Genomic DNA, 15,519 nt, shown 5'->3' with positions numbered 1-15,519 from the left:
CTCACCACAACCCCCGCCAGGTGCCGACCACCGCCAGCCACAGCACGCACAGCCCGTAGGCCGCCATGCAGTAGCGCAGGTTGCCGCGTGCGAGGGCGAGCGCCGACAGGCCGAAGCGCCCCTGCAGCGACAGGTGGACGCCGGCCATCGGATTGGCCGCCAGGCCGATGGCCCAGGACTGCAGGAAGATCATCGCCAGCAGCAGGGGGTCGGGCGACAAGGGCGCGAGCCAGGCGGAGACCATGACGATGCTGACCACCGCGTGGATGCCGAGCGCGGAGAGCAGCATCATGCCCGCCAGCAACAGCGCCGCCTGCAGCGGACCGAAGTGCGAGAACGGCATCCAGCCCGCCTGCGCCCCGAACAGCGCCTGCAGGCCGGTGGCGAACACCCCGGCGGAGAGGAAGAGCAGCATCTCGCCGGACATCGCCGGCAGGCGGTGCTCGGCGTGGCGCAGCACGCGCCCGGCGCCGTCGCGCAGGCCATTGGCCGCCAGCGCCGCCAGCAGCGCCAGGCCCAGCGCCGCCGCGCTGATGATGCCCAGCGAACTCCAGCCCGGCAGCCAGGCGTGGCCGACGATGACCGCCACGCTGAGCACCACCGGCAGCCACAGCGCGCCGAGACGCATCGGGAAGCCTATGAAGGCGGCCTCCGCTTCGGCCGCCGGGTCGCGCCGCACCGGCATGCGACCGGCCAGCCACAGCACGCCCAGCGCCAGCGGCAGCCCGGCCAGCACCACCTCGCCCACCCGCGCGCCGGGCGCATAGGTGAGCGCCACCGCCATCGCCGCGAAGAAGGGCGACCACAGCGCCGCCGCCAGGAAGCCGCGCGCCAGCACCGCCGCCTGCCGCGGACTCAGGCGTCCACCGGCGGAGATGCGCTCGGCCATGATGAAGATGGCCGACATGTTGATCACCGCGCCGAACAGATGCACGCCGCCGAGCGTGAGCCAGCGCGCCTTCGCGCCGCGCGGCAGGTCGTCCGCCCCCACCCCGAGGCCGACCAGCTGCAGGAAGCTGACCGCGCCCAGCATGCCGAGCAGCGCGGTGTTCTGGGTGAGCAGGCGCGACCACTCCGGCGCCAGCCCCTGCCACACCGCCCCGGCCAGCGCCAGCCCGCCGAGCGCGGAAAGCCCCATGGCGAAGCGCTTCTGCCGCCGGTCCAGGCGCGGCCACAGCAGCACGCCGGCCGTCCACGCGGCGATGCCGGCCGGCCAGGCCGGCAAGGCGCGGGCGCCGTACAGCAGCGCCAGCAGGATCATCGCGCACATCGCCCAGGCGGCACCGGCGGCGCGCGGGCGGGACAAGGCGTGGGGCAAGGGATCGGACACGATCGCGGAGTGCGTCTGCAGACGGGCGGGGAACAAGAAAAAAACCGGCCGGAAGACTCCGGCCGGCGGCACATGTACGGGAAGCGGGCGTCCGGCGTCCTGCCGGTTCGTCCCGCCTGGATCAGGCGGAGGTGCGCACCGCCGACGGTGTCGGCTGGGTCTCCGGGCGGCCTGCGTTATCGAGGTAGAGCTGGGCCGCGGGGCTGGCGGCCGTCGTCGGGGCATCCGGCTGCCCGGCGGGCGCGCTGCCACCGGCCGGACTTTCGGCCGGTGCGCCGACCGCACGCGCGGCGTTGGCCGATTCCGCGGCCGCCGCAGGCCGGGCGGTGGCCGACGGCGTTGCCTCCGCGCGCTGCGTGGCCGACGATGCCTGCACCGGGTCGGCGCTGGCTGCCTGCGCCACCGGCGCCGCTGCGGGCGGCACGCCTGCGCTGCGGGCAGCCTGTTCGGCGGCACGCGCTTCGGCGCTGATATTGACCTGGGTGCTCTCGGGTGCGGCGGCAGGCGCCCCCGGCGTCGCCTCGCGCTCCTCGCCGCGCGGCGGCAGGGGCCGCGTGGTCTGCAGCGGTGCAGTGCTGGCGTTGGCGAGCGTGATCGAGGTATCCATCATCCCCTCCTGTCTGCCGCAAGATCCGGCTTTCCGGTCGAAAGCGGCGCGGCTGAGTGGTCGGACGCCGCGGCGAGCGGGTTGCGTTCGCGGCGTGCAAGCAAAGTATAAACCGTCGGCACGACGAACAGGGTGAAGAAGGTGCCGAGCAGCAGCCCGCCGACGATCACCCAGCCGATCTGCTGACGGCTCTCCGCGCCTGCCCCGGTGGCCAGCGCCAGCGGCACCGCGCCCAGCACCATCGCCCCGGTAGTCATCAGGATGGGACGCAGGCGCAGCACGGAGGCTTCGATCACCGCGTCGAACAGTTGCTCCCCGGCGTCGCGCAGCTGGTTGGCGAACTCGACGATCAGGATGCCGTGCTTGGTGATCAGCCCGACCAGGGTGATCAGGCCGATCTGGCTGTAGACGTTGAGCGTGCCGCCGGTCAGGTAGAGCGCACCGAGCGCGCCGGCCATCGACAGCGGCACGGTAAGCATGATGATCAGCGGGTCGCGGAAGCTCTCGAACTGCGCCGCCAGCACCAGGTAGATGAAGGCCAGGGCGAGCAGGAAGGTGATTGCGAGGCTGGCCGAACTGGTGCGGAACTCGCGCGACTGGCCGTCGTAGTCGATCGCATAGCCGGCCGGCAGGATGCGGCCGGCCACTTGCTCGAGGTGCGCCAGGGCCTCGCCCAGCGAGTAGTCCGGTGCCAGGTTGGCGCTGATCTTCACCGCACGGCGCTGGGCGAAGTGGTTCAGCTCGCGCGGGCTCACCGTCTCGCGCACCTTGACCACGCTGGCCAGCGGCACCATCTCACCGCCGCGCGCGCGCACGTAGAGGTCGCGGATGTCGGCCGGATTCACCCGGCTGGTGGGCTCCACCTGCACCAGCACGTCGTATTGTTCGGCCTCGCGCTTGTAGCGCGTCACCTGGCGGCCGCCGAGCATGGTCTCCAGCGTGCGGCCGATGACTTCCACGGACACCCCCAGGTCGGCTGCGCGGTCGCGGTCGACCTCCACCGCGAGCTCCGGCTGGGTGAGCTTGAGGTCGCTCTCCGGGGAGATGAAGCCCGGATGGTCGGCGATCTCGTCCACGATCAGGTCGGTGTAGTGCGCCAGTTCCTCGTAGGAGGCCGAGGCGATCACCACGAAGGTCACCGGGCGCGAACGCGAACTCTGGCCGAAGGCCGCCGGCAGGCTGGGGAAGGCGCGCACCCCGGGAATGTCGTTCATCTGCGGGCGCAGTTCGGTGGCGATCTGCGTGGCGCTGCGCGTGCGCTCGTCCCAGTCGGTGAAACCGACGAAGGAGATGCCCTGCGACACCGTGGGGTTGCCGCTGATCACCATGTAGCGGTCCACGTCCGCGGTCTTCGCGTAAATGCGTTCGATCTGCTCGGCGTAGCGCGCCATGTAGTCCACGGTGGCGCCTTCCGGCCCCGAGAACAGGCCGATGACCCGGCCGCGGTCCTCGATCGGGGCGAGTTCCTGCTTGAGTTGGCCGAGCAGCACCACCGCGCTGCCGGCCACCAGCGCGAAAGCCAGCATCACCAGCCAGCGCACGCGCAGGGCGCGCACCAGGGTCGCGCGGTAGCCGGCGGTGAGGCCTTCGAGGAAGCGCTCGATGGCGTTGTAGAGCCGGCCGTGCCTGGGCTCGTGGCGCAGCATCTTCGAGCACATCATCGGCGACAGGGTCAGCGCGACGAAGCCGGACACCAGCACCGCGCCGGCCAGCGTGAGCGCGAATTCGGTGAACAGCTTGCCGGTGCGCCCGCTCATGAAGGCCACCGGGGCATACACCGCGGCCAGCGTGAGGGTCATGGCGATCACCGCAAAGGCGATCTCGCGCGAACCCTGGAAGGCGGCCTTTAGTGGCGGCACGCCTTCCTCGATGTGGCGGTAGATGTTCTCCAGCATCACGATGGCGTCATCCACCACCAGGCCGATGGCCAGCACCAGGGCGAGCAGGGTGAGCGTGTTGATCGAGAAGCCGAACACCAGCATCAGCGCGAAGGCGCCGATCAGCGACACCGGGATGGTCACCAGCGGCACCAGCATGGCGCGCCAGTTGCGCAGGAAGAACAGGCAGATCAGCGCCACCAGCAGGATGGCCTCGAAGATGGTGGCGAACACCGCCGAGATCGAGCGCTCGATGAACACCGTGGTGTCGTTGGCGATGGTCATCGTCATGCCTTCGGGTAGCTCGGCCTGCAGCACCGGCATCATCTCGACCAACCCGCGCTTCAGATCCAGCGGGTTGGCGGTGGCCTGCTTGATCAGGCCGACCGAGGCGGCCGGCTTGCCCATGAAGCGCACCAGCGTGCGCTCGCTGGAGGCGGCCTCCTCCACCCGGCCGACGTCGCGCAGGCGCACCGGGTAGTCGTCGGCGCTCGCAGGCGCGCGCACCACCACGGCCTCGAACTGCTCGGGGCGGGTCAGGTCGGTGGCGGCAACCACGGCGAACTCGCGCCGCGTGCTCTCGATGCGCCCGGCGGGCACTTCCACGTTCTGCCGGCGCAGCGCGTCCTCCACGTCCTGCACGGTGAGGCCGTAGGCGGCAAGGCGGTCGCGGTCCAGCCAGATGCGCATCGAGTAGTCGCGACCGCCGTACACCCGCGCATCGGCCGCGCCCGGCAGGGTCTGGAAGCGCGGCTTGACGATGCGGGTGGCGAAGTCGGTGACTTCCAGCGGGCTGTGGCGGTCGGACGAGAAGGCCACCCAGATGATCGGGCTGGCGTCGGCCTCGACCTTGGCGATCACCGGTTCGTCTACGTCGTCCGGCAGACGGCGGCGCACCCGCGAGACGCGGTCGCGCACGTCGGCCGCGGCGCTGTCCGGGTCGCGCTCGATGCGGAAGCGCACGGTGATCTGGCTGCGCTCCTGGCGGCTGATCGACTGGATGACGTCCACCCCTTCGATGCCGGCGAGCGAATCCTCCAGCGGCTTGCTGACCTGGGATTCGACGATCTCCGCACTGGCGCCGCGGTAGGTGGTGTCCACGGTGACCACCGGCTCGTCGATGTTGGGGTACTCGCGCACCGTGAGCTTGGTCCACGACACCACGCCGACCAGCACCACCAGCAGCGACAGCACGGTGGCGAACACCGGGCGGCGGATGCAGGTATCGGAGATCACCATGACCGCACGCCCCGCTCAGCCGCCGGCGGCGCCGGGGACCACACGCACGGCCGCGCCGTCGCGCAGCTTGAGCTGGCCTGCGGTCACCACCCGGTCGCCGGGGGCGAGGCCTTCGAGCACTTCCACCAGCGCATCGCGCCGCACGCCGGTGCGGATGGCCACACGCTCGGCACGCTCGCCGACCACGCGGAACACGTATTGCGTGTCACCCGGCGAGGGCACCAGTGCCTCTTCCGGCACCACGGCAACCTCGGGGCGTTCTTCCAGGATCAGCCGCACGCGGGCGAACATGCCGGGGCGCAGGCGGCCTTCCGGGTTGTCCAGGCTGGCACGGATCAGCACCGCGCGGCCCTGGGCGTCGACCAGCGGATCGATCGCATCGACCTGCGCCGCAAAGCGCTCGCCGGGCAGCGAATCGCTGCCCACCTCCAGCGCCTGGCCGACACGCAGGCGCGGCAGCAGGGTCTCGGGCAGGCGGAAGTCCACCTTCAGCACCGAGATGTCCTCCAGGTTCACCAACGCATCGCCATCCTTGACGAAGTCGCCCACGCTGACCTGGCGGATGCCGACGACGCCGTCGAAAGGCGCGACCAGCAGCATGCGGCGCAGGCGGGCATCGGCCAGCGCCACCGCGGCACGTGCCACCTCCAGGCGGCTGGCGGATTCGTCGCGCGCGCTCTGGCTGACGAAGCGGCGGGCGAACAGGTCCTCGGTACGACGGAAGTTGGATTCCGCGAGATCCAGGCTGGCCCGCGCCTGCTGCAGTTCGGCGCGCTGCACCGCGGCGTCGAGCTCCACCAGCACCGCGCCGCGCTTCACCGGCGTGCCTTCGCGGAACAGGATGGCCTTGATGCGTCCGGCCACCTCCGGGCGCAGCACCACCGATTCGTTGGAGCGCAGCGTGCCCAGCGCGGCGGCCTCGTCGGCCATGGCCACGCGGCGGACCTCGGCCGTCTCGACGACGGTCGCCGCATTGCCCTGAGCAGTCGCGACCGGCGCTGCGGGCGGCGTGCGATTGGCATACCAGGCGGCGCCGGCCAGCGCAACGATGCCCGCCAGGCTCGCCACCACGGTCAACTTCCGATTTCCCGGCATGCGTACGTGGTCCCTTCTGCCCCAAGGCCGCTTCGCGCAGCCGGGGAAGTTCAGTTCATGGAATGCCCGGTTTCAAGACCCGCGCGGCACGTACAAGTTGCACGCCGCGCGGGCCGCCGTGAGTCAGCCGACGATGGTCGGCGCCTCGCCCTCGACGCGGCTGTCGATACGACCGATGCGGAACACGGTCTCGCCCGCCTCGGCGAGCTTGGCCTGGGCGGCGTCGGCGTCGGCCGCGGAGACGATCACCGCCATGCCGATACCGCAGTTGAACACGCGGTACATTTCCTGCGCGTCCACGTTGCCGGCCTCCTTCAACCACTGGAACAGCGGCGGCAGGGTCCAGGCCGCGGCGTCGATGCGCGCGGTGAGACCCTCGGCCAGGATGCGCGGCACGTTCTCGGTGATGCCGCCGCCGGTGATGTGGGCCATGCCCTTCACCGCGCCGGGCATCGCGCGCATCAGCGCGAGCATGGGCTTGACGTAGATGCGGGTGGGTTCCAGCACCACGTCGCGGAAGGGGCGGCCGTGAAAGTCGGCATCCAGGTCCGGCCGGGCCAGGTCGATGATCTTGCGGATCAGCGAATAGCCGTTGGAATGCGCGCCGCTGGAGGCCAGCCCCAGCACCACGTCGCCCGGCACGATCTTCGAGCCGTCGATGATCTCGGACTTCTCCACCGCGCCGACCGCAAAGCCGGCCAGGTCGTATTCGCCCGCCGGGTACATGCCGGGCATCTCGGCGGTTTCACCGCCGATCAGCGCGCAGCCGGACAGTTCGCAGCCGCGCGCGATGCCGGACACCACATCGGCGGCGGTATCCACTTCCAGCTTGCCGCAGGCGAAGTAGTCGAGGAAGAACAGCGGCTCGGCACCCTGCACGAGGATGTCGTTCACGCTCATCGCCACCAGGTCCTGGCCCACGGTGTCGTGCTTGTTCCACTGGAAGGCGAGCTTGAGCTTGGTGCCCACGCCGTCGGTGCCGGACACCAGCACCGGCTCGCGGTACTTGCCGGTCAGCTCGAACAGCGCGCCGAAGCCGCCGATGCCGCCCAGCACTTCGGGGCGCATGGTGCGCTTGGCGAGCGGCTTGATGCGGTCGACCAGGGCGTCGCCGGCGTCGATGTCCACACCGGCGTCACGATAGGAAAGAGAGGGTTTGGAGGCGGTCAAGATCGGTCCTCTAGCGGGCAATGGAGTCGGGCGGGCCACTGTGCCTGCGCCCCGCGAGCTTGAGGGCGTCACGCCAAATGGCTACATTTACGGATTCTGCGGGGCCGGCAGCCCCGCGCCAAGTCCGCGATTTTACTTGAAATGACCCCTTCCCGCGCGTCCGATACCCGCCAGACCCTGGTCTGGATCGGGGTCGGCCTGGCCCTGCTGGCGCTGTTCTACGTCCTGTCGCCCATCCTGGCGCCCTTCGCCATTGCCGCGGTACTGGCCTACATCTGCGACCCGGCGGTCAACGCCCTGGTGGCACGCCGGGTACCGCGCCCGGCCGCGGTGCTGCTGGTCATCCTCGGCATCGGCCTGCTGCTCACCCTGCTGGTGGGCATCATGGTGCCGATGGTGTATTCCGAGACCACCGCCCTCTTCCGCCGCCTGCCCGACCTGCTGGACCACTTCAACCAGCGCGTTGCCCCGTGGCTGACCGAGCGCTTCAACGTGGACGTCCAGCTCGACGCCGCCTTCCTGCGCGAGCTGGTGCGCGAACACGGCGAGAACGCGCAGGACCTGCTGCGCGTGCTGCTCACCCATGCGCGCAGCGGCGGCATGGCGCTGATCGCGCTGGTCGCCAACCTCTTCCTGATCCCCATCGTGATGTTCTACCTGCTGCAGGAATGGCCGCGCCTGCTCGCCAGCCTGCGCGACATCGTGCCGCGCCCCTGGCTGGAGCGCAGCATGCGCATCATCGGCGACATCGACTCGGTGATGTCCGAATTCCTGCGCGGGCAGCTCTCGGTGATGATGCTGCTGGCGGTGTTCTACAGCCTGGGGCTGTGGCTGGCCGGGCTCAATTTCGCGCTGCCGGTGGGCGTCATCACCGGCCTGCTGGTGTTCATCCCCTATGTCGGCTTCGGCGGCGGCCTGCTGCTGGCCATCCTCGCCGCGCTGCTGCAAGGCGGCGGCTGGGCGCCGCTGATCGGCGTGGCAGTGGTCTATGGCCTGGGCCAATTGCTGGAGAGCTTCGTGCTCACGCCCTATCTGGTGGGCGAGCGCATCGGCCTGCATCCGCTGGCGGTGATCTTCGCGCTGATGGCCTTCGGCCAGCTGTTCGGCTTCGTCGGCATGCTGGTCGCGCTGCCGGTAAGCGCCGCGCTGCTGGTGGGCCTGCGCGAGGTCAAGGGCGCCTGGTTCGCCAGCCGCCTGTACCGCGGTGAGGGTGGCAACGGGGACGGCGCGTGAAGCAGCTCGTCCTCGACATCCGCCGCGACGCGGCGCCCTCCTTCGACAATTTCGTCGCCGGCAACAATGAAGAGCTGATCGCCGCGCTGCGCGCGACCATCCTCGGCGAGTCCCACCTCTACCTGTGGGGCGCGCTCGGCGGCGGGCGCAGCCACCTGCTGCAGGCCAGCGTGGCCGAGGCACAGGCCGCCGGCCGGCCGGTGGTCTATCTGCCCGGCGGCGAGGTATGCGACAGCCTGCCGGACACCCTCGACGCCCTGCTCGCCATCGACGACGTCGACCGCCTTGCGGAGGACGCGCAAGTGGCGCTGTTCAACGCCTTCAACCGCGCCCGCGCCAACCGCCAGACCCTGCTGCTCGCCGGCCCCTGCGCCCCGCTCGCGCTCGCCCTGCGCGAGGACCTGCGTACCCGCATCGGCCAGTGCCTGATCTACGAAGTGCAGCCGCTGGACGACGCCTCGCGCGCCGCCATCCTCGCCGGCCAGGCGGAACGCCGCGGCCTGCGCCTCGGCGACGATGTGCTCGACTACCTGCTGCGCCACGGCCGCCGCGACCTGCCCAGCCTGCTGGCCACGCTGGACGCGCTCGACGACGCCTCGCTGGAGCGCAAGCGCGCCATCACCCTGCCCCTGCTGCGCGAACTGATGCAGGGCGGGCTGGACATCTAGCCGCCCGCTCGCCCATGCTGCGGCTGGCGGATGATCGCGGGCAAGCCCGCTCCTACATCCAACACCTCAGGCAGGAGCGGGCTTGCCCGCGATCGGACGGTTCGTCCGCCCGCCCCATCCCTCTTCACCCACCCCTGAACGGAAACACCCAAGTGGACCTGGTTCTCTTCGATCTCGACAACACCCTGCTCATCGGCGACTCGGACTTCGCCTGGGCGCAGTTCCTCATCGGCAAGGGCGTGCTCGACCGCGAAGTACAGGAGGCGAAGAACGTCGCCTTCTACGAGCAGTACAAGGCCGGCACGCTGGACATCTTCGAGTTCCTCGACTTCCAGCTCGCCCCGCTCGCCCGCCACCCGCGCGCCCAGTTGGACGCCTGGCACCGCGAGTTCATGGAAAGCGCCATCGCGCCGATGATCGGCCAGCCGGCCCGCGAACTGGCGCGCCACCATCTGGATCGTGGGGCCCTGGTCGCGGTGGTCACCGCCACCAACGCCTTCGTCACCGGGCCGATCGCCCGCGAGTTCGGCATTCCGCATCTGGTGGCGACGATTCCGGCGATGGAAAACGGCGCCTTCACCGGCAAGCCGCGCGGCACCCCGGCCTTCAAGGCCGGCAAGATCGAGCGCGTCGAAGCCTGGCTGGAATCGCTCGGCCTGCACTTCGGCAGCTTCGAGCAGAGCTGGTTCTACAGCGACTCGCACAACGACCTGCCGCTGATGGCGCGGGTGGACAAGCCGGTCGCGGTCGACCCGGACGACACCCTGCGCGCCCACGCGCAGCAGAATGGCTGGCCGGTGATCTCGCTGCGCGGCGCCTGAGAGACAGGCACGCGCTGGCCGGCGGTTGGCCCGCCGGCCACCCTCACCTGCTCAGGGCAGGATGAAGGTGCTGGGCTCCACCACCCGCGTGGCGCCATCGCCCTCGTCGGTGACCACGAAGCGCAGCGCCTGCACGCCGGACAGGCCGCCGCCGGCCGGCATGGCCACAGTCACCCGCAGCGGGGTCACGCTGCCGGCCCCGGCGCGGAACACCCGTTCGCCGACAATCTGCGCACCGCCCAGGCCTTCCACCGCCACCGCGAGCCGGCGCGGCGCTTCCAGCAGGTTGGCGACGTTCAAGGTGTAGCCGTTCTCCACCTGCCCGTCCTGGGTTTCGCGCAGCAGCGTGCCGCGGTCGCGCAGCACATCCACGCGCAGCAAGGGGCGTTCGACCAGCAGCCACAGGCCAGCGACGGTAAAGGCGACGGCGAGCGCGCCATACACCCACACCCGCGGCCGCAGCCCGGCCGCCACGCGCTCGCCGGCCAGTTCCGCCTCCGAGGCGAAGCGCACCAGCCCGGCAGGCGCGCCGAGCTTCGCCATCACCGTGTCGCAGGCATCGGCGCACAGGCCGCAGTTGATGCACTGGTACTGCAGGCCGTCGCGGATGTCTATGCCGGTCGGGCACACCTGCACGCAGATGCCGCAATCGACGCAGGCTCCGTCGCGCCGCCCGGCCCGGCGCGGCTCGCCGCGCGCGGCGTCGTAGGAGGCGTTGCGGGTGTGGCGGTCGACCATGACGCCCTGGAAGCGCGAGTAGGGACACATGTGCTGGCACACCGCCTCGCGCGCGAGCCCGGCCTGCACGTAGGTGAAGCTGCCGTAGAACAGCAGCCAGAACCCCTCCCACGGCCCGAGTTGCAGGCCGGCGAGCGCGGGCAGCAGCTCGCGGATCGGGGTGAAGTAGCCGACGAAACTGATCGCGGTCCATCCGGCGATCAGCGCCCACACCCCATGCTTGGTGGCTCGCAGTGCGGCCTTGCGCACACTGAGCGGCGCGGCGTCGAGCTTCGCGCGCGCCAGGTGGTCGCCTTCGACGCGCGCCTCCACCCAGGCGAAGATCGCCGTGTAGACCGTCTGCGGACAGGCGAAACCGCAGAACACCCGCCCGGCCAGCGCGGTGGCGAGAAAGAGCGCCGCCGCGGCGACGATCAGCATGATGGCGAGCAGCAGCGCGTCCTGCGGCCACAGCGTGAGCCCGAAGAGATGGAACTTGCGCCCGGCGATGTCGAACAGCACTGCCTGTTGCACCTGGCCGCCGCGTTCCCAGCTCAGCCAGCAACCGCCATAGAAAACGATCTGGGTGAGCCACACCATTGCCCAGCGCAGGCTGTTCCAGCGCCCACGCGTCTCGCGCGCGTGGATCTTGCCCTTGCGCCGGTACAACTCGATCCGCGCTTCCTGAACCCTGCTCGCCGCACTTGCCACCTTCCGCTCCCGGAGAATCGATGCGACGCAGTACACCACCCGGGCGCGGATGGCAGCAGATTCAGTCGACGCGATTTCCGATAGCAACAGATGCCGCAGCACCGAGCTGCTCGCGCAACAAGGCAGCGAGCGTGGCGACCGGCTCATCGACCCCGCCATCGAGCGGATGGCCGAAGTTGAGCCGGATGCAGCGGCCGAACTCGCGCTGCGCGGAGAAGATCGGCCCGGGCGCGAGGCTGATGCCCCGTGCCAGCGCCGCCTGGTGCAGCGCCAGCGCATCCGCGCCGGGCGGCAGTTCCAGCCACAGGAAGTAACCGCCGGCCGGGCGCGCGAGCCGGGTGCCGGGCGGAAAGTGGCGCTCCACCGCCTCCACCAGCGCGGCCTCGCCCTGCGCCAGGCGCTCGCGCAGCTGGCGCAGGTGGCGGTCGTAGCCGCCGTGCTGCAGGAACTCGGCCAGCGCGTCCTGCACCGCCACCGTGGTCGCCAGGCTGGTGGTGAGCTTCTGGCGCACGATCTGCGCCGCGAAACGCCCGCCGGCCACCCAGCCGACCCGGAAACCCGGCGCCAGGCTCTTGGAGAACGAGGACACGTGCATCAGCAGGCCGTCGGCTTCCAGCGCGCGGGTACACGGCGGCGGCTCGGCGCCGAAGAAGAGCTCGGCATACACGTCGTCCTCGATCAGCGGCACCTGGTGGCGGCGCAGCAGTTCCACCAGTGCCTCGCGGCGCGCCGCCGGCACCAGCGCGCCGGTGGGGTTGGCGAAGTTCAGCATCAACAGGCAGGCCTTCACCGGATGCGTGCGCAGCGCCGCTTCCAGCGCCTCCACGCTCACCCCCTCGCGCGGGTGCGAGGGGATCTCGATCACCTTCAGGCCCAGGCGCTCGCTCGCCTGCAGGCCGGCGTAGAAGGTCGGCGACTCGACCGCGATCACGTCGCCCGGGCGGGTCACCGCCTGCAGGCAGAGGTTGAGCCCCTCCATCGCCCCCGAGGTGACGACGATCTCCTCGGGCGACACTGCCGCGCCACGCGCGTGGTAGCGCAGCGCGATCTGCCGGCGCAGCGCGGCACGGCCCGGCGGCAGGTCGGCCACCGTGTCGCCGGGGGAGAGCCGGCGAGCCGCGGCGGCCAGGAAGCGGCCGAGCTTGGCGAACGGGAACAGTTCCGGCGCGGGGAAACTGGAGCCGAGCGGCACCACGCTGCGATCCTTGACGCTCTCCAGGATCTGGAAGATGAAGTCGCTCACCGCCAGCGGCGCGCTGCCGGCCGCCGGACGCGGCATGTGCGGTTCGGGCAGGCGCTGGCCGAGACGGGCGCGCACGAAGTAGCCGGACTTGGGCCGCGCCTCGATCAACCCGCGGCTCTCCAGCAGGTAGTAGGCCTGCATCACCGTGACCGCGCTCACCCCGTGGCTGCGGCATACGTGGCGCACCGAGGGCAGGCGGTCGCCGGGGCGCAGCACGCCGGCGGCGATCAGCTGGCCGGTCTGTTCGGCGATCTGCTGGTAGAGCGTCATGGACAAGGTGTCGTACGGGCGGCGGGCGGCCAGTCTAGCAAACCGATCGTCGCCTTCCGTAGGAGCGGCCTTGGCCGCGATGCGGCGGTGGTCCTGTCGCAGGCAGCATCGCGGGCAAGCCCGCTCCTACACGATGAAGCGAGCACGGCCCGTTCGCCCTTCTTGCCCGGCGACAAGGCAGGCAGGGCAGCGCGGCGGCAAACTGTGCGGATCGGAAATCCAGCGTTCTGAGTCTGTGCCGGCCGCGGCAATCCCGGCAACATGCCCGCTTCGCCAACCGCCATGGAGCATCCATGAGCACGCTCGCCCTGCCCGCCGACTCCCCCGCTGCGCCCCCGGCGCGCGGACGTGTGCCCGGCAACCACGGCATCTGGGCCGGCATCGGCTGCGAGTTCGTCGAGTTCGCGGTGCTGTTCATCGTCTATTTCGTCGCCCGCGCGCACTTCCCGGCCGACTTCGAGGCCGGTTCCGGGCGCTTGAACACCCTGGCTGGCACCGCGATCACCCTGATCATGGTGACCAGCAGCTTCTTCGTCGCCAGCTCGGTTGTCAGCCTGCGCGCCGGCCGGCGCCGCGCGTCTATCGCCTGGCTGGTGGCCGGACTGGTCACTGCCCTCGGTTATCCGCTGGCCAAGTACCTGGAGTTCCGCTGGAACATGGCGCAGGGCATCACCGGCGAGGCGGGCATCTTTTTCACGGTGTATTACTACCTCACCCTCACCCACCTGGTGCACGCCTTCTGGGGCATCCTGGGCATGCTGTGGGTGCTGGCGCGCCACAGCACGGGCAGCTACAGCGCGGAGAACCACGGCGGGCTGGAGGCGCTGGCGAGCTACTGGCACGCCACCGACATCATCTGGCTGGTGATCTTTTCCTTCTTCTACGTGCTGGCCTGAATCATGGATCGCTCCCCCTCCACAGCCCATCCGCCGGCCACCCTGGCCCCGCTCGCCACCGCCTGGGCGGCGCTGGTCGCCCTGACCCTGCTCGGTCTCGCGCTGGGCGCCGCCTTCCACGGCGCGGCCTGGCTGCAGCCGGTGGTGGCCCTGCTGATCTGGCTCAAGGGCATGCTGGTGGCGCGCCGCTTCATCGAGACGGCGCACGCGCATCCCTTCATCCGCGGGCTGGTCTACGCCTTCGTCGCCTTCACACCGCTGGCGCTGCTGGGCATTGCCTTCTTCGGCAGCGAGTTCGCGCGCTGGGCCACTTTGTGACTCAGTGCACCACCCGCCCGCCGTCGCCGAGCATGGCGAAGTCAACGTAGCTGGAACCCGACCGGCCCTGCTGGCCAAAGTCGAGCGTGTAGCCGCCGAGATCCACCTTGCGCATCGCCTGCAGGCTCTTCACCACCGCCGCCGGGGTGGGCGCGCCGCCCACTGCGGCGTTGTGCAGCGCATGGACCAGCGCCTTGGCAGCGATGAAGCCTTCGATGGAGCGCGCCGACAGGTCCGCGTCCTTGCTCTGGTCGCGCAGGCGCAGGTATTCGAGATTGACCGCGATGGTGCGCTGGGTCTCCAGCGGCAGCACCACCGAGAAGGCGAAGCCGCGCGCGCCTTCCGGGCCGAGCTTGGCAAGCAGTTGGCGGGTGTCGATGATGGACATGCCGTACAGCGTCGCCAGTCCTCCGCCCTCGCGGTACTGGCGCACGAACTCGATCGCCGCCGCCGTGGTGGCGCCGAGGAAGACCACCTGCGGCTCGGCCTTCACCATCGCGGCGACCGCCTCCCCGACTTCCACGGTGTTGCGCGGATAGCCGGCGCGGGCGATCAGCTCGATGCCATGGCGGCGCGCGGCGGCATCGGCGCCGGCGATCACGTCCTGGCCGAGCGCATCGTCCTGATACACCAGCCCGACGCGCTTGATGCCCAGTCCCGCCAGATTGGTGAACAGGCGGTTCACCTCCTCGTGATAGCTCGCCTTGATGACGAACACCTTGTTGCCGGCGATGGCGCTGGAGGCGCCGGATACCGCGCCGACCAGCGGCACGCCGCTCTTCTGCAGCACGCCGTCGGCGATCAGCGCCTCCACGTTGGCGGTGCCCACGGTGCCGATCAGGGCCACCGGCGACTCACTGGCGATCAGCTCCCGGGTCAGCGCCACGGTCTGCGCCGCCTGCTGCGCATCGTCGCGGGTGAGCAGGCGGATCTTCGCGCCACGCACGCCGCCTTGCGCGTTGACATGATCGAGGTAGAGCTTCACCCCGGCGTGGATCGCCCGCCCGGTGACCGCCTGCGGCCCGGAGAACGGCGCCACCTGGCCGACGACGATCTCGCGCCCCTGGGCGGCGAGGTCGAGCGGGAGGCAGAAGGCCAGCAGGCTGGCGACGACGCTGAAACTGCGGAGTACTCGTGACATGGCGGATCATCTCCTGACGAACCACCGGATTGTTCGGCCCCCGTCCTTGCCGGGCAATTGCGGATGTCCACAGTCCGCTCGCCGATCGCGGCAGGATGGGCGACACGCCCGGCGGCAACGTCGCGCAGCATGCCCAACACATGTTGCCCGGGCGTTACGCGAGCCGTCTCAGCGCATGAATCA

The 15,519-nt window shown here is 70.5% G+C and carries 13 protein-coding genes; 5 read left to right on the top strand and 8 right to left on the bottom strand.

Translation table 11 applies throughout. From position 1 onward, the window contains the following. Position 1: 1 nt before the first annotated feature. The 5 genes from IAI53_RS04180 to purM all read right to left on the bottom strand — a co-directional run bounded on the left by IAI53_RS04180 (position 2) and on the right by purM (position 7,318). The gene (locus tag IAI53_RS04180; protein WP_187716870.1) at positions 2–1,330 is read right to left on the bottom strand and encodes a hypothetical protein; all 1,329 of its coding nucleotides are present in this window, start codon (positions 1,328–1,330) and stop codon (positions 2–4) included. Positions 1,331–1,451: 121 nt separating this feature from the next. Next, positions 1,452–1,937 (bottom strand): hypothetical protein, encoded by a 486-nt coding sequence (locus tag IAI53_RS04175; RefSeq protein ID WP_187716869.1) that lies wholly within the window; start codon positions 1,935–1,937, stop codon positions 1,452–1,454. Next, positions 1,937–5,053, bottom strand: a complete 3,117-nt coding sequence (locus IAI53_RS04170; protein ID WP_187716868.1) for an efflux RND transporter permease subunit — start codon at positions 5,051–5,053, stop codon at positions 1,937–1,939. Before IAI53_RS04170 ends, IAI53_RS04175 begins: the two co-directional genes overlap by 1 nt. A 15-nt stretch (positions 5,054–5,068) precedes the next feature. Further along, positions 5,069–6,124, bottom strand: coding sequence for an efflux RND transporter periplasmic adaptor subunit (locus IAI53_RS04165; RefSeq protein ID WP_432813919.1), 1,056 nt, complete (start codon positions 6,122–6,124; stop codon positions 5,069–5,071). A 147-nt stretch (positions 6,125–6,271) separates the two neighbouring features. After that, on the bottom strand, positions 6,272–7,318 hold the full coding sequence (gene purM, locus IAI53_RS04160) for a phosphoribosylformylglycinamidine cyclo-ligase (RefSeq protein ID WP_187716866.1): 1,047 nt from the start codon (positions 7,316–7,318) through the stop codon (positions 6,272–6,274). A 141-nt stretch (positions 7,319–7,459) separates the two neighbouring features. Here purM and IAI53_RS04155 point away from each other — a divergent pair, with 141 nt between their 5' ends. The 3 genes from IAI53_RS04155 (at position 7,460) to IAI53_RS04145 (ending at position 10,040) form a co-directional block, all read left to right on the top strand. Continuing rightward, positions 7,460–8,551, top strand: a complete 1,092-nt coding sequence (locus IAI53_RS04155; RefSeq protein ID WP_187716865.1) for an AI-2E family transporter — start codon at positions 7,460–7,462, stop codon at positions 8,549–8,551. Further along, positions 8,548–9,219: a DnaA regulatory inactivator Hda gene (gene hda / locus IAI53_RS04150; RefSeq protein WP_187716864.1), complete on the top strand. Its 672-nt coding sequence runs from the start codon at positions 8,548–8,550 to the stop codon at positions 9,217–9,219. Before IAI53_RS04155 ends, hda begins: the two co-directional genes overlap by 4 nt. A 152-nt stretch (positions 9,220–9,371) precedes the next feature. After that, on the top strand, positions 9,372–10,040 hold the full coding sequence (locus IAI53_RS04145) for a histidinol-phosphatase (protein ID WP_187716863.1): 669 nt from the start codon (positions 9,372–9,374) through the stop codon (positions 10,038–10,040). A gap of 51 nt (positions 10,041–10,091) precedes the next feature. Here IAI53_RS04145 and ccoG read toward each other — a convergent pair whose 3' ends face one another. Together ccoG and IAI53_RS04135 are read right to left on the bottom strand one after the other, a co-directional pair. After that, a complete protein-coding gene (gene ccoG, locus IAI53_RS04140; protein ID WP_187716862.1) occupies positions 10,092–11,468 on the bottom strand; it encodes a cytochrome c oxidase accessory protein CcoG in 1,377 nt (458 codons plus the stop codon). Between the two features lie 61 nt (positions 11,469–11,529). Beyond that, the gene (locus tag IAI53_RS04135; protein WP_187716861.1) at positions 11,530–12,981 is read right to left on the bottom strand and encodes an aminotransferase-like domain-containing protein; all 1,452 of its coding nucleotides are present in this window, start codon (positions 12,979–12,981) and stop codon (positions 11,530–11,532) included. 293 nt (positions 12,982–13,274) lie between these two features. Here IAI53_RS04135 and IAI53_RS04130 point away from each other — a divergent pair, with 293 nt between their 5' ends. Together IAI53_RS04130 and IAI53_RS04125 are read left to right on the top strand one after the other, a co-directional pair. Further along, positions 13,275–13,877 carry a cytochrome c oxidase subunit 3 family protein gene (locus IAI53_RS04130; RefSeq protein ID WP_187716860.1) on the top strand — a complete coding sequence of 201 codons (603 nt, stop codon included), beginning with the start codon at positions 13,275–13,277 and terminating at the stop codon, positions 13,875–13,877. Positions 13,878–13,880: 3 nt separating this feature from the next. Next, positions 13,881–14,195, top strand: coding sequence for a hypothetical protein (locus IAI53_RS04125; RefSeq protein ID WP_187716859.1), 315 nt, complete (start codon positions 13,881–13,883; stop codon positions 14,193–14,195). Between the two features lies 1 nt (position 14,196). Here the strand turns inward: IAI53_RS04125 and IAI53_RS04120 are convergent, their stop codons facing one another. Next, positions 14,197–15,336 carry an ABC transporter substrate-binding protein gene (locus tag IAI53_RS04120; protein ID WP_187716858.1) on the bottom strand — a complete coding sequence of 380 codons (1,140 nt, stop codon included), beginning with the start codon at positions 15,334–15,336 and terminating at the stop codon, positions 14,197–14,199. Positions 15,337–15,519: the final 183 nt, after the last annotated feature.

This window comes from Thauera sedimentorum (genome assembly GCF_014489115.1).
GTDB lineage: Bacteria > Pseudomonadota > Gammaproteobacteria > Burkholderiales > Rhodocyclaceae > Pseudothauera > Pseudothauera sedimentorum.
This window is presented reverse-complemented; position numbering and strand designations above follow the sequence as displayed.

Coding starts and splice junctions, on each gene's coding strand:
- IAI53_RS04175 (WP_187716869.1), bottom strand. CDS start 1,937: ATGGATACCTCGATCACGCTCGCCAACGCCAGCACTGCACCGCTGCAG.
- IAI53_RS04170 (WP_187716868.1), bottom strand. CDS start 5,053: ATGGTGATCTCCGATACCTGCATCCGCCGCCCGGTGTTCGCCACCGTG.
- IAI53_RS04155 (WP_187716865.1), top strand. CDS start 7,460: ATGACCCCTTCCCGCGCGTCCGATACCCGCCAGACCCTGGTCTGGATC.
- IAI53_RS04135 (WP_187716861.1), bottom strand. CDS start 12,981: ATGACGCTCTACCAGCAGATCGCCGAACAGACCGGCCAGCTGATCGCC.
- IAI53_RS04130 (WP_187716860.1), top strand. CDS start 13,275: ATGAGCACGCTCGCCCTGCCCGCCGACTCCCCCGCTGCGCCCCCGGCG.
- IAI53_RS04125 (WP_187716859.1), top strand. CDS start 13,881: ATGGATCGCTCCCCCTCCACAGCCCATCCGCCGGCCACCCTGGCCCCG.
- IAI53_RS04120 (WP_187716858.1), bottom strand. CDS start 15,336: ATGTCACGAGTACTCCGCAGTTTCAGCGTCGTCGCCAGCCTGCTGGCC.